The sequence below is a fragment of the Sphingomonas endophytica genome (assembly GCF_014199415.1).
Lineage (GTDB): Bacteria > Pseudomonadota > Alphaproteobacteria > Sphingomonadales > Sphingomonadaceae > Sphingomonas > Sphingomonas endophytica.
The window spans coordinates 24,551-43,949 of sequence record NZ_JACIJN010000011.1; the positions used below are offsets into that span (position 1 = coordinate 24,551).

28 protein-coding genes are annotated in these 19,399 nt (G+C 64.6%); 16 read left to right on the top strand and 12 right to left on the bottom strand.

Features of this window, described 5'->3' with window-relative positions:
* Positions 1-193: 193 nt before the first annotated feature.
* Complete coding sequence (locus FHS97_RS15030) at positions 194-1,261, top strand: extracellular catalytic domain type 1 short-chain-length polyhydroxyalkanoate depolymerase (RefSeq protein ID WP_184039822.1); 1,068 nt, start codon at positions 194-196, stop codon at positions 1,259-1,261.
* Positions 1,258-2,115 (top strand): transglutaminase family protein, encoded by an 858-nt coding sequence (locus FHS97_RS15035; RefSeq protein ID WP_184039824.1) that lies wholly within the window; start codon positions 1,258-1,260, stop codon positions 2,113-2,115. Before FHS97_RS15030 ends, FHS97_RS15035 begins: the two co-directional genes overlap by 4 nt.
* A 75-nt stretch (positions 2,116-2,190) precedes the next feature.
* Here the strand turns inward: FHS97_RS15035 and FHS97_RS15040 are convergent, their stop codons facing one another.
* The 3 genes from FHS97_RS15040 to FHS97_RS15050 form a co-directional block, all read right to left on the bottom strand.
* The gene (locus tag FHS97_RS15040; protein ID WP_184039826.1) at positions 2,191-2,334 is read right to left on the bottom strand and encodes a hypothetical protein; all 144 of its coding nucleotides are present in this window, start codon (positions 2,332-2,334) and stop codon (positions 2,191-2,193) included.
* A gap of 523 nt (positions 2,335-2,857) precedes the next feature.
* Positions 2,858-3,034: a hypothetical protein gene (locus tag FHS97_RS15045; protein WP_184039828.1), complete on the bottom strand. Its 177-nt coding sequence runs from the start codon at positions 3,032-3,034 to the stop codon at positions 2,858-2,860.
* A gap of 347 nt (positions 3,035-3,381) precedes the next feature.
* Positions 3,382-3,675, bottom strand: a complete 294-nt coding sequence (locus FHS97_RS15050; RefSeq protein ID WP_184039830.1) for a hypothetical protein — start codon at positions 3,673-3,675, stop codon at positions 3,382-3,384.
* A gap of 128 nt (positions 3,676-3,803) precedes the next feature.
* Here FHS97_RS15050 and FHS97_RS15055 point away from each other — a divergent pair, with 128 nt between their 5' ends.
* From FHS97_RS15055 to FHS97_RS15070, 4 genes are all read left to right on the top strand, one after another.
* Positions 3,804-5,165 (top strand): methyl-accepting chemotaxis protein, encoded by a 1,362-nt coding sequence (locus tag FHS97_RS15055; protein WP_343053467.1) that lies wholly within the window; start codon positions 3,804-3,806, stop codon positions 5,163-5,165.
* A gap of 97 nt (positions 5,166-5,262) precedes the next feature.
* Positions 5,263-5,730 (top strand): globin domain-containing protein, encoded by a 468-nt coding sequence (locus FHS97_RS15060; protein WP_221233340.1) that lies wholly within the window; start codon positions 5,263-5,265, stop codon positions 5,728-5,730.
* A complete protein-coding gene (locus FHS97_RS15065) occupies positions 5,727-6,206 on the top strand; it encodes a hypothetical protein (protein ID WP_184039835.1) in 480 nt (159 codons plus the stop codon). Before FHS97_RS15060 ends, FHS97_RS15065 begins: the two co-directional genes overlap by 4 nt.
* A gap of 333 nt (positions 6,207-6,539) precedes the next feature.
* Entirely contained in the window at positions 6,540-6,938 is a 399-nt protein-coding gene (locus FHS97_RS15070; RefSeq protein WP_184039838.1) for a VOC family protein, read from the top strand.
* Between the two features lie 213 nt (positions 6,939-7,151).
* Here FHS97_RS15070 and FHS97_RS15075 read toward each other — a convergent pair whose 3' ends face one another.
* The 8 genes from FHS97_RS15075 to FHS97_RS15110 all read right to left on the bottom strand — a co-directional run bounded on the left by FHS97_RS15075 (position 7,152) and on the right by FHS97_RS15110 (position 10,565).
* The gene (locus FHS97_RS15075) at positions 7,152-7,448 is read right to left on the bottom strand and encodes a helix-turn-helix domain-containing protein (RefSeq protein ID WP_184039841.1); all 297 of its coding nucleotides are present in this window, start codon (positions 7,446-7,448) and stop codon (positions 7,152-7,154) included.
* Positions 7,449-7,478: 30 nt separating this feature from the next.
* Positions 7,479-7,763, bottom strand: a complete 285-nt coding sequence (locus FHS97_RS15080; protein WP_246346703.1) for a BrnA antitoxin family protein — start codon at positions 7,761-7,763, stop codon at positions 7,479-7,481.
* On the bottom strand, positions 7,753-8,004 hold the full coding sequence (locus FHS97_RS15085; protein WP_184039848.1) for a BrnT family toxin: 252 nt from the start codon (positions 8,002-8,004) through the stop codon (positions 7,753-7,755). Before FHS97_RS15085 ends, FHS97_RS15080 begins: the two co-directional genes overlap by 11 nt.
* 159 nt (positions 8,005-8,163) lie before the next feature.
* Positions 8,164-8,724, bottom strand: a complete 561-nt coding sequence (locus tag FHS97_RS15090; protein WP_184039851.1) for a helix-turn-helix domain-containing protein — start codon at positions 8,722-8,724, stop codon at positions 8,164-8,166.
* Positions 8,718-9,200: a hypothetical protein gene (locus FHS97_RS15095; RefSeq protein WP_184039854.1), complete on the bottom strand. Its 483-nt coding sequence runs from the start codon at positions 9,198-9,200 to the stop codon at positions 8,718-8,720. Before FHS97_RS15095 ends, FHS97_RS15090 begins: the two co-directional genes overlap by 7 nt.
* 5 nt (positions 9,201-9,205) lie before the next feature.
* The gene (locus FHS97_RS15100; protein ID WP_184039857.1) at positions 9,206-9,514 is read right to left on the bottom strand and encodes a hypothetical protein; all 309 of its coding nucleotides are present in this window, start codon (positions 9,512-9,514) and stop codon (positions 9,206-9,208) included.
* A 28-nt stretch (positions 9,515-9,542) separates the two neighbouring features.
* Complete coding sequence (locus FHS97_RS15105; protein ID WP_184039860.1) at positions 9,543-10,058, bottom strand: helix-turn-helix domain-containing protein; 516 nt, start codon at positions 10,056-10,058, stop codon at positions 9,543-9,545.
* A 171-nt stretch (positions 10,059-10,229) separates the two neighbouring features.
* Positions 10,230-10,565: a helix-turn-helix domain-containing protein gene (locus FHS97_RS15110; protein WP_184039863.1), complete on the bottom strand. Its 336-nt coding sequence runs from the start codon at positions 10,563-10,565 to the stop codon at positions 10,230-10,232.
* A gap of 79 nt (positions 10,566-10,644) precedes the next feature.
* On the opposite strand from FHS97_RS15110, the gene FHS97_RS17805 reads away from it, so the two are divergent.
* The 9 genes from FHS97_RS17805 to FHS97_RS15155 all read left to right on the top strand — a co-directional run bounded on the left by FHS97_RS17805 (position 10,645) and on the right by FHS97_RS15155 (position 17,168).
* Positions 10,645-10,896, top strand: coding sequence for a helix-turn-helix domain-containing protein (locus FHS97_RS17805; protein WP_184039866.1), 252 nt, complete (start codon positions 10,645-10,647; stop codon positions 10,894-10,896).
* A gap of 187 nt (positions 10,897-11,083) precedes the next feature.
* Positions 11,084-11,563 (top strand): hypothetical protein, encoded by a 480-nt coding sequence (locus tag FHS97_RS15120; RefSeq protein WP_184039869.1) that lies wholly within the window; start codon positions 11,084-11,086, stop codon positions 11,561-11,563.
* Positions 11,564-11,654: 91 nt separating this feature from the next.
* Entirely contained in the window at positions 11,655-12,008 is a 354-nt protein-coding gene (locus FHS97_RS15125) for a hypothetical protein (RefSeq protein WP_184039872.1), read from the top strand.
* Positions 12,005-12,205 (top strand): hypothetical protein, encoded by a 201-nt coding sequence (locus FHS97_RS15130; RefSeq protein WP_184039875.1) that lies wholly within the window; start codon positions 12,005-12,007, stop codon positions 12,203-12,205. The genes FHS97_RS15125 and FHS97_RS15130 overlap by 4 nt, the downstream gene beginning before the upstream one ends.
* Positions 12,205-12,426, top strand: coding sequence for a hypothetical protein (locus tag FHS97_RS15135; protein WP_184039878.1), 222 nt, complete (start codon positions 12,205-12,207; stop codon positions 12,424-12,426). Before FHS97_RS15130 ends, FHS97_RS15135 begins: the two co-directional genes overlap by 1 nt.
* Positions 12,426-12,785 carry a GcrA family cell cycle regulator gene (locus FHS97_RS15140; RefSeq protein ID WP_184039881.1) on the top strand — a complete coding sequence of 120 codons (360 nt, stop codon included), beginning with the start codon at positions 12,426-12,428 and terminating at the stop codon, positions 12,783-12,785. The genes FHS97_RS15135 and FHS97_RS15140 overlap by 1 nt, the downstream gene beginning before the upstream one ends.
* Before the next feature lie 150 nt (positions 12,786-12,935).
* On the top strand, positions 12,936-14,798 hold the full coding sequence (locus tag FHS97_RS15145) for a ParB N-terminal domain-containing protein (protein ID WP_184039884.1): 1,863 nt from the start codon (positions 12,936-12,938) through the stop codon (positions 14,796-14,798).
* Positions 14,795-15,034 carry a helix-turn-helix transcriptional regulator gene (locus FHS97_RS15150; RefSeq protein ID WP_184039887.1) on the top strand — a complete coding sequence of 80 codons (240 nt, stop codon included), beginning with the start codon at positions 14,795-14,797 and terminating at the stop codon, positions 15,032-15,034. Before FHS97_RS15145 ends, FHS97_RS15150 begins: the two co-directional genes overlap by 4 nt.
* 799 nt (positions 15,035-15,833) lie before the next feature.
* Positions 15,834-17,168: a glycosyltransferase gene (locus FHS97_RS15155; protein ID WP_484592884.1), complete on the top strand. Its 1,335-nt coding sequence runs from the start codon at positions 15,834-15,836 to the stop codon at positions 17,166-17,168.
* Positions 17,169-17,280: 112 nt separating this feature from the next.
* Here FHS97_RS15155 and mgtE read toward each other — a convergent pair whose 3' ends face one another.
* The gene (gene mgtE / locus FHS97_RS15160; protein ID WP_184039890.1) at positions 17,281-18,630 is read right to left on the bottom strand and encodes a magnesium transporter; all 1,350 of its coding nucleotides are present in this window, start codon (positions 18,628-18,630) and stop codon (positions 17,281-17,283) included.
* Positions 18,631-19,029: 399 nt separating this feature from the next.
* Between mgtE and FHS97_RS15165 the strand changes: the two genes are divergently transcribed.
* Positions 19,030-19,284, top strand: coding sequence for a PepSY domain-containing protein (locus tag FHS97_RS15165; protein WP_184039893.1), 255 nt, complete (start codon positions 19,030-19,032; stop codon positions 19,282-19,284).
* The last annotated feature ends 115 nt before the right edge of the window (positions 19,285-19,399 follow it).

Consider the following 19,399-nt stretch of genomic DNA (forward strand, 5'->3'; position numbering starts at 1 on the left):
TTTACCCGAAAGCCGTCGCTCCAGAGGGTTTGATTGATCCGGCGAACAGTCGCTTGCTCCTCAAGCCCGAATAGATCCCTCACCTTGCGCGATCATCGCGTCCACCCCAACTATGCTGCAACGCACAATGATCGCGTGCGCGGCAGTCGCATCCTCGGTCTACGGCTCCTCACTGCCAGCAAGGAGCAACGCCATGCGCTCGATATCCGACACGATCGCTCGCTTACGGAAGCTGTCACCCTCCACGCTGCAGGCCGCCGGGCGGAGCAACAACCTCACGTCAGTTGATGATTGCGGCACAAATCCCGGCGCCTTGCGCGCTATGCTGCACGTGCCACCGGGCCTCTCGCCCCAAGCTCCGCTGGTCGTTGTACTGCACGGGTGCACGCAGACAGCTGCGACTTACGACAATGGATCGGGCTGGTCTGAGCTCGCCGAGCGGTTTGGCTTCGCGGTGTTGTTTCCCGAACAGCAGCGAGCGAACAACCCCAACCTCTGCTTCAACTGGTTTTCGCCCGATGACGTGCGTCGCGGTAGCGGCGAGGTTGAGTCGATCCGCGAGATGATCGTCGATACGGTCAAACGCCACGAGCTTAACCCGGCTCGGGTTTTCGTCACTGGCTTGTCGGCGGGCGGGGCGATGGCCTCGGCGATGCTGGCCTGTCATCCCGAGCTCTTCGCCGGCGGCGCGATCATCGCCGGATTGCCGTTTGGCTCCGCACGCGGCGTGACCGAGGCGCTGGAACGGATGCGCGGACGCGGCCATGATCGCGCGAGCCTTGGCGAGCGGGTACGTGCGGCATCGCCGCATTGCGGTCCCTGGCCCGCCGTGTCCGTCTGGCACGGCAACAGCGACGCAACGGTTGACGCGGTCAATGCCGCGATGATCGTCGACCAATGGCGCGAGCTCCATGGCGTCGACGAGCCCGACACGACCGAGCGGGTTGCGGGGAACGTCCATCGAATCTGGCGAGACGCGGCCGGTCGCGCCGTGATCGAGGAGTACCTGGTCGCAGGCATGGGACACGGCACTCCGTTGGCGACGCACGGCGACGAGGCCTGCGGATCACCCGGCGCGCACATGCTCGATGCCGGCATCTCTTCCACCTATCGTATTGCGGCGGCGTGGGGCATCGTTCCAGCGGTGGCGCCACCCCGGCCGGTAAAGGCGTTCGTTGCCGCACCCGCGTCGCCTGTGCGCCAGGACGTGGCGGCGACGATCAACGACTCGCTGCGCGCCGCCGGGTTGATCAAGCCATGAGGCTGCGCATCCGGCATTGTACCGTCTATCGCTATAATCGGCCCGTTCGCTTCCTCGACCATCGTCTGCTCGTCACCCCGCGACGGAGTTGCCACGTGACTACGATCTCGTCGGCCGTAACGATCAACCCGGCAGCCGAGCTGATCTGGAGTGAGGACGCCGCCGGCAACACTGCGGCGCTGGCGCTGATCAGCGAGGAAGCGTCAACGCTGACGATCCTCGCCGAGCATGAGGTGCTCCACACCGCGGAGAATTATCCGATCTATCGTCTCGACCCGGCTGCGCACAGCCACCCGTTTGCCTACGCGCCCGGTGACCTGGAGCTTTTAGGTGTCGGTTTGCTCGCCTCCGGAACAGAAGACGATGCGGCGGTGACAGCATGGCTCGCCGGCTTCCGCGAGACCGCGCCCGAGGACACGTTGATGCTTCTCAACGCGCTCAACGAGGAAGTCGGCTCGCTCATCACCTACCGCACCCGCGACGAGGAAGGCACCCAGTCTCCGCCCCTCACTCTCGCATTGCGCAGCGGCTCATGCCGCGACCTGACGGCGCTGTTCCTCTGCGCGGTCCGGCGGCTGGGCTTCGCGGCGCGGGCTGCGTCGGGCTACCTGTTCGATCCCGGAAGCGTGGTGGGCGACGTTGGCACAACCCATGCGTGGTGCGAGGTCTTCCTCCCGGGCGCTGGGTGGATCGCCTTTGATCCAACACAGCGCCGCATGGGCAGCGCCGGGCTGGTCGCGACCGCGGTCGGCGTGACAAGCGAGGCGGTGCTACCCGTCGTAGGCGGCTTTCTGGGCGATGCCAGTGATTTCACCGACATGGAGGCAAGCGTGATCGTCGAGGCGAGCGCATGAAGTAATGCTGCCTCTTATGGGTACGCTACAGCCTCTCCGATGCGTCTCGCACCAAAGAGGCACCAGTACAGTCAGCTACGCGCCTTTACTATCGCGCGCGTCGCCCTCTAGGTCCTCGGAGGTCAAATCCTCCTGACGCTTTCCAAGAATGTCGCGATCCTCTCCGTCGGTGCCAGCGTCATTCTGACCGCGATCAGCAGCCTCTTTTTCCTTGCTCATGCTAAATTCCTCCTACGGTTAAACCCGCCGACGCCGACGGCAGCCACCTGACCATTAGCTACGCTCCTGTCGCGAATGGTCGTTTCCGCCTGTCAGGAAAGCCAGCGCTTCCTTGGTGTCCCGCTCGGTTGCGTAGAGCACGTCTGACCATTGTTGCTTAGCAATGGACCACAAGCTCCAACGCCCTGCATGTTTGCCGTCTGTGACGCGGGCAACGCAGAGCGTTGCATCTACCACGCGCGCTAAGCCGCTGTTGTCGGCGTGGATGACGTCGAGACGATCGTAGCCGACACGGCATTGAACCCTGCGATGCTGCCCGCCGCGATCGCGAGTGGACGGCCGTCAAGCTGGTCATTGTGACCGTTCAAGAAGGCCTGAGCTCCCTGCAGTCCGAGCGTTTCAACTGCGACCCTGAGGATTGCTCCCTCTCGCTCGGCCGCCTCTCGCGTAATCTGCGGCTGGCTCGATTTTGCTCGGAAATAACGCTTGGGCCGTGCGGCTGGCTGCGTACCTGCCTCATCACTCATGACGATCGCACCAGTGTGGGATGGCCGACGCCGAAGATGAGCTGCTTGCTTGCGATAAGAGAGGCATAACCGGCGGCTCGACCGGCGTGAGAAATTCTCGCCTCGATCGTCGCCGCGTTGCTGGCTTGCGTAATCGAGACCTGATGAACGCGATAGAGTTCGTTCATGTCCATGACCCTGCTCCTTGCTGGCAAGCGGGAGCGCATGGTCTCTCAGCCACCCGCGCTCGCAATCTGGAAGCAGGCAGTAGTTACAATATGGGTAGCGCCGGCACGTCCCACAACCGGCACGCTACGTTAGCGAGTTGAAATAGATAGCTGCTTTGACTGCACGAACACGGAAGACCCGGTTTGCGTGCAGGTCGAGAAGAGGATCTGCTTCGTCGCTGAAGCCGATGATCGCAGATCGACGGCGTTACCGGCATCGAAGCCGGAGGAGCGTTCGTGACAAGGTTGTCGTGCTCTGACACGGCTTTTTGGCTGCGGAATAGGGCGGCGTCGGCGCCCTTACGACTGTGCCTTCAGGTGAGCAAAACCGCGTGATTGGTAGCGATGATACGCGTCTTCAACTGATCACGAGCAGAACGAGAAACCATGCCTTTCCTTAAAGCTCCAAAGGTATCAAAGCGCTTTAACCGTGCTTTAACAAGAGGAGGATTTTTCAGCCTAGCCGCGCAGGTTAACACTTTTTTACTATCAATATTATCCTGCCTATCATGGTGGTTTCCTTCAGAAATTAAAGCAATACAGCGGTATTCAATAGTTAAATAGGGCCTAAAAGCCCTTCGGGAATTTAACCAAAGGTTGTCGATCACACATATCGTCACAAATCACTATTTCGCCAATGGAAATTTATTCAGCTTCGCTAGTTCTGCCGGCCGGTAGGAGTACGAAGATGATTGCTTGGTTCCGAAACAACGCCCCGATCCGTGTCAAATTCCGCGTGGTTGTCGCTTTCCAGATCGTGGTCGCGGCGCTGAGCCTGAGCCTGATCTACATGGCGGCGATGTCGCCGGCGGCCGAGGTGTGGAGCATCATGCTGGGCGGCTCGGCGTTGGCCTCATTGCCAGTCCTGCTGACCTGGTACAGCGGCAAGCTGATCAGCGACCCCTACGTCACGACCGTGGTGCGGATGGAAGCGCTCGCAGCGGGCGACCTCGACGCCGACATCCTGTTCTCCGACCATCGCGACTGCGTCGGTCGGATGAGCCGGGCGATGCGTGTCTTCCGCGACAATGCCGAGACGATCCGGCGCGCCACCGCGGACTCGCAGGCGATGGTCGAGGCGCTGGGCTCCGGGCTCGGACGGATGGCATCGGGCGACCTGACGCTGGAGATCAAGTCGCCGCTGGCTGAGCAGTTCGAGACGGTCCGCCACGACTTCAACGCCGCAATGACGGCGATGGCTTCGACGCTGAACAATGTTTCGGTGGTTGCGGACGGCATCAACAGCGGAAGCGCCGACATCCGCGCCGCGTCAGACGATCTGTCGCGCCGGACCGAGCAGCAGGCGGCGGCGCTCGAGGAAACCGCCGCGGCGATGGACGAGATCACGGCCACGGTCCGCCAGACGGCCGCGGGAGCGAACAAGGCCAGCGCGCTGGTGCTGCAGGCGCGCGGCGAGGCGCATTCGTCCGGCGAGATCGTCGATCGCGCCGTGAACGCGATGGACGGGATCGAGCGCACGTCGGTTGAAATTGGCGAGATCATCAGCGTCATCGACGGCATCGCCTTCCAGACCAACCTGCTGGCGCTCAACGCCGGCGTCGAGGCAGCCCGCGCGGGGGACGCGGGCAAGGGCTTTGCGGTCGTCGCCTCCGAGGTGCGCGCGCTGGCGCAGCGCTCGGCGGATGCGGCCAAGGACGTCAAGGCGCGGATCGCCGCCTCGACGGTGCAGGTCGAGGCCGGGGTCGAGCTGGTGAGCGCCACGGGATCGGCGCTGCGCGGCATCATCGGCCGGGTCGAGGAGATCAACACGATCGTCTCGACGATCGCCGCCTCGGCCGAGCAGCAGGCGATCGGCCTCCAGCAGGTCAATTCCGCCATTTCCGAGATGGACGGCGTGACGCAGCAGAATGCGGCGATGGTGGAAGAGGCGACCGCGGCGACGCGCACATTGGCCTCGGAAGCGCAGGATCTGGCAGCGGAGGTCGCGCGCTTCACGCTTGCCGGTAAGAGCGAGCGTCGGCCGGCCCAGCAGCGTCAGGTTGGGGGCGTACAGCGTTCCAGACTTGAGGTGGTGCGCTCGGCGCCGCGGGTCACCGCGCTGCGGCCGATCGCACAGGAAGACTGGTCATCGTTCTGACGGATTTACGACCGTGGCCCGTCCATCCCGAATACCCTTTCTCGTTCGTTCAACCGCCATTCGACCGGCTCGATCACCGCGTCCCGTTAACTCACCGGTGTCTTTTGCGCTGTACCTCGCGATCATGATGACCGGCGATCAGATTGAGTTGGTTCAGGAAAGCTTCGCTCATGTGCTGCCAGCAGCCGCCGGCGCAGCACACACTTTCTATGATCGGCTGTTCACGCTGGCGCCGGAAACGCGCGCGCTGTTCCGCGGCGATATCGACGATCAAGGTCGCAAGCTTTTTCTCACGCTCGCGGCCGTCGTCGATGCCCTCGATCAACTCGAGAAGGTGGTGCCGGTCGCCCGGGCGCTGGCCATCAGGCATGTCGGTTATGGTGTCGAGGAGCGGCATTACTCCATTGTCGGCGTGGCGCTCATCGAGACGCTGCGTGGTGCGCTCGGCGTGCGCTTTAACCCCGAAACTGAGGCGGCATGGACGAGCGCTTATGCCATTCTCTCGGGGGTCATGATGTCGGCCGCCAATGAAACGGCTTCGGTCAAGCATGTCGTGGCAGCGTGACCGACAACAGCCTTTCACAGGAACCGAGCCTCTTCGGGTCGACCGATCAACGGACAGCGTTGCGCGCTCAGGCGGAGGCTTACGTCCTGCGCGCAAACCTGATGATGCGGCGCGCCCGGATCTTGGTGACACAAGACCGCGTCGACGCATGCGCTTTGCTTACGGATCGGCGAAACGCGCTAGGCCAGCACTTCCAGCGCTACCAGCGCCTGAAGCATGGCAGCATCTTCGATCCGATCGTCGCCTACGCCCCCACTTCGAGCAAGATCGTCGCCAGAGGCATGAAGATCGACTGCATGGAATTAGGACAGGAGTTCGTTGCGTACCAGACGCGGTGGTTGCGCGTGCCCCCATCGGAGTGGCGATGGTACAAGGCTGACATGCTCGCCACTGCGGACAAGCTCTCACTCCATCTGGACGCTGAGCTCCGTGCGATACGCCAGTTGCTTATGGTGGCTGAGTTCTATCAAAGATAGCAGCTTCTCTGGGCGGTCAGCTCAGTAGTTGCTCTCCCGGTTCGTCAGCAGGGGCGGAGACAGGCGAGGCGGTTTTCGTTGCGGCGACAAGACAAACCTTTTTAAGACCCAGTACGTCGCTGCCTCTAAAATCTTCTAGGAATTGACCGAGACGCAAAGGTCCTCCGCTCTAACCGCCTTGAGGGCGGTTGAAAAATAGCGTATCCGCAGGCGTTCGTCCACTTATGCTGAAAAGCGGACAACCTGAGGTCTGGTGATGACCGCAGGTTAGATACCGATTAGGTAAGATCGTTGATGGCGATCGGAAGTCGGTCAGCATTCAGGAGAGTATGCGTGCTTTTTCACACCATGGTCGGATCGAACGACATTGAACGATCCAAGCGCTTCTACGACACGGTGCTCGGCACCTTGGGTGCGGGGGAAGGAACGCGGAACATTGCCGACAGCGGCCATACACGTCTGATCTACAATAACGGCGACGGGACCAACTTCATCGTCAGCCAGCCGATCAACGACGAACCTGCAAGCGTTGCCAACGGCAGCACCGTCGCCTTCTCCTGCGACTCGCCTGAGCAGGTGAAGCTGCTTCACGATACCGCAGTTGCCGCTGGCGGAACCTCGATCGAAGCACCACCCGGACCACGCGAAACTGCCTCGATGGGCACCATCGAACTGGCCTATTTTCGTGACCCAGACGGCAACAAGCTTTGCGGAATTCATTTTCCTGCCTGAAACGTCCGGCACGGGTCCGCTCCTGACCTGAGCGGACCTCGATCATGCGAACCCGCGAGTTTCCACTTTCCACCATCAATCGGACGTTGAGGCGGAGATGCCCTCCGCCTCCGTCATCGCGGCTCCGCGGAAATGCTGACGAAGGCACGCGCCGGGATTGAGCCTGTACCCGCGCGATACCCGGAGCCATGCCGCTGCTGGCGCGAAAGCCGATCAGGTGGCCTTCGTCTTCATCCGCGCCTGCAACTCGAAACCGAGGCCGTGCAGCACCGCAAGGGTCGCCGCGATCGTCGGGTCGGAGCCGTCGGCGACCACTTCTGAAAGCGCCGTCGGATCGATGTCCAACCTGGTCGTCGGCTCCGCGGTGCTGCGGGCGCGCAAGATGACGCGGATCGCATGAACGACGAAGCGCGCGGATTTGGTGTCCAGCGCCTCGTTGAGCAGCTCGAGCTGCGACTCTGCGTCGGTCAGGTACTTCGCCGCATCGAACGGCGTCGTCGGTATCGCCATGTTCCCGTCCTCGCCACTACCGCGTCCGGCTCACCCTTGGCCGGTCACCGCCGCGCGCAGCGCCGCGTTCATGCGCGACTGCCAGCCCGGCCCGTCGGCCTTGAACCGCTCAATGATGTCGGTGTCGAGCCGGAGCGTGACCTGCGACTTCCCCGATGTCGTCGATCCCTTCGGTCGACCGCGCGGCTTGCTGCCATTTGGAAACGCCTTGGCTAGCGCGGGGAACTCCGCGATCGGCCGCGCGCGGGCGACATCCTCATCCGTCCATTCCGGATTGTCGTCGTCGAAAACGACGGGGGGTTTTTCAGAAGCCATGACGACGCATCTCCTTCGCATGGGCGCGGCGCAGGTTGATGACGCGCACGACCTCGCCGCGCATCGTCACGGCCGCGCAATAGGACAGGCCGTCGATCTCGCCGTAGAGACGGAATCGCGGTTCAGCGAACCGGTCATCCTGCACAACGACCACACTCGCCAGCTCGGCCGCGCGGGACAGCGAGATGCCATGCTTGGCAATATTCGCTTCGTCCTTGGCGGGGTCGAACTCGATGTCCATGCTTCTTTGTAGCTACGGATAAATGCGCGCGCAAGGATAAATTGTAGCTACCGATTAATGCCGCACACCCAGTGCGTCAGAGCGCCGCTTGGCCGCCCGCTACGATTGAGATCGCCACTTCTGCAGCGACTTGGCGCAGTCGAAAGAGCCAACCCAGCGTCACTTAGCACCCTGCTTGTCCAGGAGGTACAGGAACGATTGCACGACGCTCAGCTGCGCCTCGTTCAAGGTCCGATAGAAGCGCAGCCATTCTACTTCGTCCGTAGGCCGCGTCGGAATTTGGGTGACCGGTTCCGTTTGCGCGATGGCTATTCTGGTGCGGAGCCATGCTTCCACGAGCGAGTGACCTCGCGGAGCAAGCGCTACGAAGTTGCGGCGCCTGTCGGCCGGATCGGCGAAGCGCCTGACCAAGTCCCTGCGCTTCAACTGATCAAGCCACCGAAGCGCGGTGGTGCCGGGAACGCCGCTGGCGATGCAGGCACTAGATACTGATACCGGTCGTGTGGCGGGCTGCACGTAAAGGTCGAGCAAAATGTCCCACGCCGGCTCGCCGAAAAGACAAGCGTCCTCACCGAAAATCCTCGCTCGGCTCCGTCGTGCTCGCAAAACGTCAGAGGCAAGATCGGAAAGAGCCTTCGGCCGATTGGCTTCGGCGACGGGGTGCCGTCCGCCTATTCGATCTCGATCGAGTAACTCAGCCGAAGATGCTGTTTCTACCATCGGGATTGCCTCCTCTGGAAGGTCCAGCCAAATTCAATGCAACCTGATGTCAGTCTTTGGCGGTGCCTCTGCGTCCCGATGAATAAAACGGCAAGCATCGGATAAGCTATTTTGCCGGCAAACATCCAATAAACGTAGCTCATGATCGCTGGGTCGTAGGCACGAACACCGTGATTGGCGACGGCGAGAATTTGAAGTGAACCCAGCCACATCGGCCAGAAGCGATCGGCGAGCGCGACAAGCATCATGATCACCAGAAGCAGCGCAATGTCGACGGAGAAGAGGGCCCATGCCAATTCGTTGAAATCCATTCCAAGAATGACCTGTGCTGCTGACGACACGACGGCGGCAACAAATAGGGAGCCCCCCGCCGTCCGCTCCGGTCCGCCTCCCCGGATTAGAGCGTGCGCTGACACGATGGACTGCACCACGTAGAAGACCGCGATGTTGAGGTAGGCGGCGTGCGGCGGAACCACAGTCGTCAGCCGCCGAGCGCTTCCTCGTCCGATTGCATTGTGGCCGACGGCGGCTTCAAGCCATCGCCGTAGGCAGTGGGATCTAACCCGAGCCGTCTGCTGAGAACCTCGAGCTGACGATGCCCCTGTGCCGTTCGCGCCAGTGCCTCACCGATTGCCAGGTTGGCGGCGCCGATCGCGGCCAGAAATTGATGACCCACGGTCGGATTAAGCCGCTCGCTTGTTTGCGCCGAAACCGCCGCCTGCGCGAGTTCCCCTCCGGCGGCGAAAGTGTCCCTCAGCAAACGCTCGTACTGATGAAGGGCGGCCGCCAACCGTTCGGAGGGCGGTAGAATGGTGCTGTCAGCGCAGAACGGCGCGAAGGACGTCGGAGACGATCCGGATGCCGACGGCAAGCATGCCGAAGGCGATGGCGCAGAGGATGGCGATTGCGAGTGGCCAGAAAAGTCGAATGAAGATGCTGAGGTCATTACCCGATGCCCCTGGTTGGCGAACTGGCAGCAGCCGCCGGTACTGGCTGCTGCTGTCAACCGGGCTGTCGGCTGAAGATGGCGGCTCGGATACCCCGATAATGTGTAGTTGCACTTTATCCGGGTGGGTTGGCTTGCTCTCAAAATCGTGAAGTAATTCAGCTGCATGTCGGCGATTGCGTGCGCCAAGCGTTGTAATGGCCTCGGAAATGTAGGTGTTTACGGTGCCGACGCTCAGCCCCAACGCTGACGCAATTTCCTTCGACGTTTTGCGATCGAAGATCAGGCGCAGGCACTGCCTTTGACGCTCGGAAAGTCGACGAAGGTTTTCAGCTGGCAGATCGGAAAGGGGGGGTGTCGTTGAGTCGAGTGATGCCGAGCTATGCAAGCCGCATCATCCTCGCGGCACCTGCATCGTGCCGCCCTGCGCCTGGCATCCGAATCTCGTAAGCCACCACGCCCCCCGTCCATCGCTGCCCCATACCCACAGGTTCAGGGTAACGAGCCGATCGATTTGCATCAATGTGTGTAAAGGCTCGGGCGCCGATTAGGCCGTCGATCAGCTCGCGAAGGCGTGGATCACGGCAAGGATCGCAGCCCGCTGGTCTCCGGAAAGCGGTGCTATCGCATCCACGACGGTGCTCAATTCCTCATCGAGAGCACCTGCGCTGCGCTGGCCGGTCAGAAGCCAGTGCACATCGACCCCGGCCGCAGCCAGACTGGCAAAATAGCTCGCGCTCGGTTCAGTAAGGCCGGCTTCGTACTTGCCTTGCGAGTTGAGGCTGACAGACCCGATCGCAGCGAAATCTGTTTGATTTAGACCAAGCTGCCTCCGCGCGAGACGAAGCCGCGCGGGAAAATCTGCCAAATCTGCAAATTCAGCTTGCTCTTTCACACTATCCTGCGCATTATCGTATGGCTTTGCACAAAATGGCACATTTCCTATGTCTGCCCGAGTCTCAACTGCTGATGAGATGGTTCGCCTACGGGCTGTCGCTCGCCGAAACGAGCTCGTCGCAGCGGGCGTAAATATCTCAGAATGGGCGAGAGAACGAGGCTTCCACGTCAGCGCCGTCCACAATGTCCTCGGAGGTCACCGCAGCTGCCGTCGCGGTAATTCGCACCGAATCGCCGTCGCACTGGGGATCAAGGAGGAGCCATATCTTTCGACGCGCGGCTCCGGCGACGATAGCGCCGTCGAAGTGGATCTGGTGCCCGCCCGATGAGCCCTCGCGATCGCACCCCTGCACCCAGCGCCCCAGTTTACCCCATCGACCGCTGGCAGGTCGGTCGGTCGCCGCGCGCCATCTCATTCCTCCGGCGCGGTGAAGCAGTCTGCCCATCCCTGTTGACTGCGACCTCGGGCGCCGGACGTCACCTGCGTTCGGCGCCACTTTTCGCGGCCAAGCGCGCATGACCAAGGCGCACGCCGCGCTGAGCTACGAGCAGGCGCAGGCGCGTATTGCCGAGCGGCTTGGGTCGAAGCGTGCTGCGGCGATCGCCGGCGTCGCGCTGCGCACCTTCTACGATTGGGGCGACCCGGACGTCGACCGCACGATCCCGATTGCGGCGGCCGAGAAGCTCGATCGCGCCTATCTCGCCGCCGGCGGCGACTGCATGCCGTTCCTCGACACGCTCACCCTGCGGCTGAGCGTCGCGCGCGAGGCGTGCTTTGCCGACCCGCGCGCGCTGGTCGATGTCGCTGCCCGCTTCGCCAAGGAAGCCGGCGAATTCAGCGCGGCGACGTTCCACGCCAGCCGGCCTGATGCGACCGCTGCGGACATGGCGGCGGTCGGCAAGGAAGGGCTCGAGGCGATCGGCGCCGCCCAGTCGGTGGTCAGCGCGGTCGGCGGCATCGCCGCCGCCGCGCGCGCGCCGCCCGACACCGGCTGACGCGCCGCCGCGCACCCGTTCCGACCTGCCCGCCGGACCCGATCGCCTCGTGCTTTCGGGGACGGCTTTCTGCTGCCTGAAAGGCGCGCCTGTGCCCCCCAACGAACTCGACTCGATCCGGTCAGCGATCAACATGCTGCGCGGCGAACTCGCCGAGGCGAACGATGGCGACGACTTCGCCCTCCCGGTGCGCGACCTGACCGAGGCGGTGCGCGTGCTCGCCAGCACCGGCACCGAATGCCAGTCGTTCCCGCCGGGCGGCACGCCGCGCGATCTCGACACGATCTGGTGCCTGCTGGTCGATCAGGAACAGCTGCTGCGCCGCCGCCTGCTCGACGCGCCGGAGTCGCACCGCGCGTTGCCGGTGGCGCTCGCGCACGTCAGCCGCGCGGTCAACGCTATGCTCGCCGCTTTCTACCGCCGGCGGCGGAGCGCGCGCGCGTGACGCCGCCGCCGGAGCGCCGCTACGCGGTCGGCGCGCACTTCGCCTTGCCGCTGTCGATCGCCGCGGTGGTGCTCGGCCTCGCGCCGCTCGCGATCCTCTACCTCAATGCCACGCGGCTCGCGCTGGCGGCGCTGACCCTCGTCCTCGTCCTCGTGCTCGCGATCCTGCGCGCGATGCTCTTTCCCGGAGACCGCTGATGCGTCACGTCACCGCCGCCGCGCCGCGCCGCCACGATCGCGCCCGCGCCGCCCCGCCAATTCCCCCTCATCGCGCACGACGTGCGTCGCGGCTGACGCCGCTCGACGTGGTGTCGTTGCAGGCGATCGCCGGCTTCCTCGGGCCGCTCCCGGTAATCCAACTCGGCCACCTGCTGTTTGGCTGGCCGAGCGTCACCGTGATGTTCGGCGGGCAGGGATGATGTCCGACCGTGCCGCCTATTTCTGGTCGGACGCCGCCGTCGACCAGCTATGCCGGTTGAAGGCCACCGGCCTGACGAGCGGCGCGATCGCCGCCGAGCTGGGCACCAGCCGCAACGCGGTGATGGGGCGGATCCACCGCCTCCGCGCCGCCGGTGACAAGCGAGTGCCGCCAGCCGGCGCTGGCGCGGCCGTGCCGAAGCGTCCAGCCAAACGCGCGCTGGTCGAGCGGCTCGCCGAATTGATGGCGCTGCGCGATCCGACGCTCGCCTCCGCGGCCTTCCAGCTGGGCGTCAGTCGCAAGCTGATCGACGCGGCCTGGGCGCAGATCGTCGCCGATCTCGGCTGGCAGGCATCGTGACCCGCCGCCGCCTCAGCCTGTTTGGACGTCTTCAGACGACCGCTTCTCCGGCCGATTCGGGGAGCCGGCCGGTGGCGACCCCCCTCCCCGAAACCAGCAAGCCGGCGGCCGTCACCGCCGGTGCGCCTTCACGCAAGCCGGAGACCCGCGGTGACTAGCACAACGCTGACGATCGACCAGATCCGCCTTTCGCCGTTCAACGTCCGCAACCGGATCCCCACGGCCGAGGATACCGCCACGCTCGAGGCGTCGATCCTCGTCGAGGGGCTGCGCGTGCCCGTAGACGTCCACCGGATGCGCGACTCGAAGCTGTACGGCGCGTTCGCCGGGCGGCGGCGCTATTACGCGATCAAGCGGCTGGTCGAGCGCGGCGACCTCGCGCGCGACTGGCCGGTCCCGCACAAGGTCCACACCGCGAGCGACGCCGAGCTGACCGAGATGTCGATCAGCGAAAACCTGATCCGCAAGGACATGGAGGAGCACGAGCTGTACGCCGGGGTCGCCAAGGCGGCGGCGCTCGGGCACAGCGCGGCGCAGATCGCACGCAACCTCGGCCAGTCGGACGTCCGCAAGGTCGAGCGCTGGATGCGGCTCGGGCAGCTCGCGCCGCCGGTGTTCAGCGCGCTGGTGGCGGGCACGATCGCGATCGACCAGGCGATGGCGTATGGCGGCACCGCCGACCGCGAGCTGCAGGCCGTCACCTTCGCGCGGCTGCCGTCGTTCGCGTCACCAGCGCAGATTCGCGCGGCGATGAAGATCGGCGACACGGTGTTGCGCCGCCACCTGACCTTCGTCGGCGAGGCGATCTACCGCGCCGCCGGCGGGCGCTACGAGCTCGACCTGTACGCCGAGGACGCAAACGAGCGCGGCCGCATCGTCGACGAGGGCAAGCTCGCGGCGCTGGTCGAGGAGAAGCTCGCCACGATCCGCGAGCAGGTCCGCGAGACCACCGGCCGTCCCGAGCTGCGCTTCATCCCCGCGCCGCCGCTGTTCGTCGGGCAAGTCGACAACCAGCTCGCGATCACGCCGACCCGCAAGGGCGACCGGCTCGTGCTGCCCGACAACCCCGCGGTCGTTGCCTGCATCCAGATCGATGCCGGCGGCGCGCCCGCGATCAGTTACTGGTGGGAAACCCGCAAGGCGAAATTCGGCGGCGAGAAGCCGGCGACCGTCACCCCGGTGTCGTCAGGGCCGATCGGTCACGCCGCCGTCGACGCCAGCGCCCGGGGCAAGGCCGACGCCGCGATCCGGCGCGAGGAGGGGCTCGGCCCCGACGCGACCTTCACGCTGAGCGCGCAGCGCAAGGCGATCCTGCGCGCGGCGCTCATCGATGACGCCGAGGCCGGGGGCACCGCCGCGCTCGATTATCTCGTGTTCGCGCAGGCGCGCGCGCTGCTCGCCACCCCCGGCGGCGCAGCGGAGCGGATCGGGATGCGCACGATCGGCGGCGATGCGATGCCGGGCGTGTCGCACGACGCGCACGCGCTCGCGCACAAGCACCTCGGCGCGATCCCGGCGACGCAGACGACCGCCGCCGCGATCGAGCGGATCCGGGCGCGGCCGTTCCTCGCCGAGCCGAACGTCGACGCCGCCTTCCTGCGCTACCGCGACGAGGATCCGCAGGTGAAGAACGTCACCGCCGCGCTGGTCGCGGGCTTCGCGCTCGATCGCAGCCTCGCGAGCGAAGACTATCGGGTGCCGATCCACGACGTCGTCGCGCACCTGGTCGGCGCCGATCGCGACGACGCGGTTCGCCGCCGCTACTGGACGCCGACCGCCGAGCTGCTCGAGCTCTTCCCGCGCGCCAAGCGCGACGCGATCGGCGCGCCGTTCGTCGACCGCGCGACGCACCGCGCGTGGAGCAAGCTCACGTCGCGCGATCTCACCGCTGCGGTCCACGCCGCGGTGACGCGCGCGGGCGGCAAGGGGGCAGGGTGGGTCCACCCGCTGCTGCGCTTCACCAGCCCGTTCCTCGCCCATCAAGCAATCGCACAGGAGGCACGCGCTTCATGACTGCTCGATCACCCCGCACCCTCGCGCAAGCCAAGCGTGATGGTTGCCCGGCCAATCGCGGCCGCTTCCTTCGCATCACGGACGTGATCGCCACGACGGGGCTTAGCCGCACCTCGATCTATCGGCTTATCGGAAGGGGCGACTTCCCGAAGCCGGTGCAGCTCACCGCCCGCTCCGTTGGCTGGTGGGAGGCAGACGTAACGACGTGGCTCGAGCAGCGCCTTTCCGCTGCCTGAGCGTTCCCAATCCGGGGGCACTCAAGGGGGCACCGGTCAGGGCAAAAACATCAAGTTTGGTGAGCACCAGAGGGCTTAATGAGCAATAATCGGCAGCAGTCCCTTCCACCAACCCTTCGATCCGAACGGTTCCCAAACACCCCTCCGGTGCCCCAGTCCCCTTGGGGAACGGCTTGTCCGTCGTTCCGGATGGTCGCGCCAACCGGTCGAAAGGCCAAGGTGGCGATCGCCCCTCGCGGCGGAGCGCGACTTTCCGCAGCGTCCGCAATAAAATCCAGAGGCGTAAGAGCGCTCGCGAAGAGGATGCTCCGCTATTGCTGGGGCCAGCGAATCCAAGCGAAGCAGTTCAACAAGGAACCATCGATCTGCCAGGGGGTGTCGTGGCATGGGATGATAAGGCGCGCTCCAGCCCTCAAGGGGAGGAAACAGCGAAGCGCGCCAGCCCTTACGAGCCGGATAGGTTGATGGTAACAAACTTATATCATTGCAATCGAGGCCATTCGCTCGACCCGAGACTTTGACCTACTTTGGAACACTTGACTGAAGGTCGAGGTGCCGTCGCTGCGGGACAGGTCAGCGCCGTTCAGACCAGCAATGCGCCGCGCCGGTAATTGACCGTCGCACGCTTGCGCATCGACCAGCCTGCTACGCCAAAAATCCCGGCAGCATCATCGCCGAGGTCGCCGGCTCGGGAACCGGTGCCGCGATGACACCCCCCGCCGGACGCAGAACCCCGCCCTTCCGCGCCGGTGGCTTGCCGTATCATTCTGAAACTTGGCCGCGGTGCGCGAGCGCGACGTTGTTCATTGCCGGCTGGCGCCTCCGACAAACAGCCTTACCAGCAAGGCGAAAGAGGCCAGCCTGCCAGCCGTGCACTTCAGGTTGGCTTGATCTCGGGCAAGGCAATCGAAGTCAGCTTGAACTTCATGCTATTTTCATGAAGCGTGGCGCCATGCTGATCGTCGACGTCAACGAATTCTATTCGCCGACCGGCGGCGGGGTGCGTTCGTACCTCGATCGCAAGATGGCGATCCTGTCCGAGCTGGGACACCGGCAGATCGTCATCGCCCCGGGCCGTGACGACCTCGTCGAAGACCGGCCGGGCGGCGCGCGCATCCACTACGTAAAGTCACCCGTTCTTCCCTTCGACGCGAATTACGGGCTGTTCTGGGACGCGGCGCCGGTGCACGAACTGCTCGACCGCTACCAACCGGACGTGGTGGAAAACTGCGCGCCGTGGCGTTCGTCCGCCATCGTGTCGGACTGGCAGGGCAGTGCCGTGCGATCATGGTTCATGCACAACGACAACATGGAGGCCTATCCCAAGCGCTGGTTTGCGCGGATCGCCTCCGAGGCCACGATCGAGCGTGCGTTCGGCTGGTACGATCGTCACATGGCGCGCTGTCTCGAACGGTTCGACACCGTCGTCACCAATGGTCCGGTTCTGACCGAGCGACTGCGCGCGCGCGGCTTGCGGGTTGACGCCACCATGACGCTGGGGATCGAGCGCGAGTATTTCTCACCTGAGCTGCGCAACCCGGCGCTTCGCAAGGCGCTGCTCACGCAGTGCGGTTTGCCGGAGGATGCCTATTTGCTGATCGGCGTCGGCCGGCATCATCCGGAGAAGCGCTGGCCCACCGTCATCGACGCGGTGCGCCGTGCGGGTGCGAAATTGCCGGTCGGGCTGGTGCTGCTGGGCCTCGGCCCCAATACGCGTACGCTCGAACGGCATATCGCCGAGAGCCCGCACGTGCGGATGTTCCAACCCATCTACCATCGCCAGCAGCTCGCGTCGCTGATGGCCAGTGCCGACGCCTATATCCACGGTGGCGACAGCGAACCGTTCGGGCTGGTCGCTTCCGAGGCGCTCGCGTCAGGGTTGCCGCTTGTCGTGCCGAACCGCGGCGGCGCAGCGGCGATCGCGCAGCCGCGGTTTGCCGAAACCTACCGCAGCGGCGATGCCTATGATTGCGCGAAGGCGATCGTCGCGCTTGCGTCGCGTGACCAGATCCTGCTGCGCCGTGCGGCGGCCATCGCTGCTTCCAAGGTGCGCAGTGATCGCGAGCATGTGGAGGCGCTGATCGCGCATTATCAGATGTTGATCGATCATCGGCAAGCGGCCCTGCTCGCCTAGCCCCCGATCAACCAGCAGCATCGAGGTGGAGAACGCCTCCGCCCCGATCGGCCGTTTCGCGTTGCGGCGGTGTCAGCGCCTTGGATTGCCGAGGGCGGGAAAAGAGGCGGCTTTATAGAAGCGTGCCCGACAGCACGAGCAGCGCGATGGAGAAGTAGATAACCAGCCCGGTCACATCGACGAGCGTGGCGACGAAGGGCGCCGACGCGCTGGCCGGATCGAAGCGCAGCCGCTGAAGAGCGAAGGGCAGCATCGATCCTGCCAGCGAGCCGAACGTGACGATGCCGATCAGGCCCAACGACACCGTCAGCGCGATCAAGGCCCAGTGAACGCCGTAATCGTAAAAGCCGGCCAGCTGCCACAAGGCGATCCGGCCGGCGCCGACCAGGCCCAGGATCGTGCCGAGCGTCAGTCCGGTCGGCAGCTCGCGCAGGGCCACGCGCCACCAGTCGCGCAGCCGCAATTGACCGACCGCCAGCGCGCGGATGATGAGCGACGTGGCTTGGCTGCCGCTGTTTCCTCCCGAGCTCATGATGAGCGGGATGAACAGCGTCAGCACGACCGCGCGCTCCAGCTCGGTCTCGAAATGCTGCATGGCGCTGGCGGTCAGCATCTCCGACAGGAACAGCACGCTCAGCCATCCAGCGCGTTTGCGGATCATCGCTGCAAAGCCGGTCTCGAGGTAGGGCCGGTCGAGCGCCTCGACGCCACCGAATTTCTGCGCATCTTCGGTATGGGCAGCAACAAGTGCGTCGAGCACGTCGTCGACGGTGACGATGCCGAGCGGAAAGCCGTCGGCATCCACCACGGGCAGCGCCAGCAGGTCATGACGCCGGATCAGCTCCGCCACCGCCTCGCGATCGGTCTCGGGCGCGATGGTGATGGGAGACTGCTCTGCGACGGTTTCAACAAAAAGGCTGTCTGGTTCGGCGGCGATCAGGCGGCGGAGCGACACGGTCGCCGCAAGCCGGCCGACCGCGTCGAGCACGAACACCGAATAGACGGTCTCACGGGACCGTTCGACCGAGCGGATATGCGCCAACGTCTCCCGAATGGTCGCACCGGCCGGCACGGTGACGAATTCCGTCGTCATCATGCCGCCCGCGCTGTCGATCGGCCAGGCGATGAGCGCAGTGAGCGAAACGCGGACGTCGAGCGGAAGCGCATCGATAATGGCGGCGGCGCCATTGCCCATCGTCGCCAGCACGTCCGCTGCCCGATCCGCCGCCATTTCGGTCACAAGGAGCGCCGCCTTGTCGACGGGCAGCAAGCCCAGCACCTCCGGCGCATTCGCAAATTCGGGTTGGTCGAGCAGCGTCACAGCGCGCTCGGCCGGCATCGCGGCAAGCTGCCCGGCAACGTTGGCCGCAGGCAGCGCCCGAAGCGCCTGAACCTCGTCGGCCAGCCGCATGGGACGACCGTGGCGCAAACCGGCGACGACGCCGGCAATCAGTTCGTTCATTGCATCACCTCTCGCCCGCACGACCCGGCGGACGAGAAGCAGGCGCGAGCGCTAGCCTTCGACCCCGGGGCGTGCGGCCCTACTGGAACTGTCGCTGGACATGTTCTCGCTTCCTGGAACGGCCGCATGCGGTTGCGTGCGGCCGGCAGTGGAAATGGGCCGATCGAGCGGGCATGTCAAATCGAGACGAGGGCTGAGGTGGGCCCGTTTGATGAGGCCGCCCCTCGATCTGAGGGTGCTGGCCGCACGAGCGGTTCGTGGATCACATCGTGCACCCGTTGCGAGCCTCTCGTTCCGGCATGAAAGCGGGCGATCGAGGCTTGCAGGAACATGCCGGCGCTCGATCCGTAGGTGTGCGGCGACGGGATCGATCCCGCAGCTGGCAAACGGAGACGCAGCATGAAACAGCAATTGGTACTGATGGCTCTCGCCACAGGACTTCTCAGTGTGCCGGCTGCGGCGGACGTACCCGGCAAAGGGTGGATCAAGCACGAACAGATCGGGAGGATCCTCGCGAAAAAGGGTTATCAGCTCACCAAGATCGAGGCCGACGATGGTCATTGGGAGGGTGAGGCGACCCGCGCGGGCGTGACCTACGAATTCCATGCCGATCCGAGGACGGGTAAACTCACGAAGCTTCAGCGCGACCATTGACGTTCCGGAGGTGCCCCGTCCGGCGTGATGAGTGAGCACGAGGCGGAGACACCCTCCGCCCCGGTCATCCCGATCCCGCCGACGACCGTCGAGCGCAGGCGGAGCGTGCCAACCT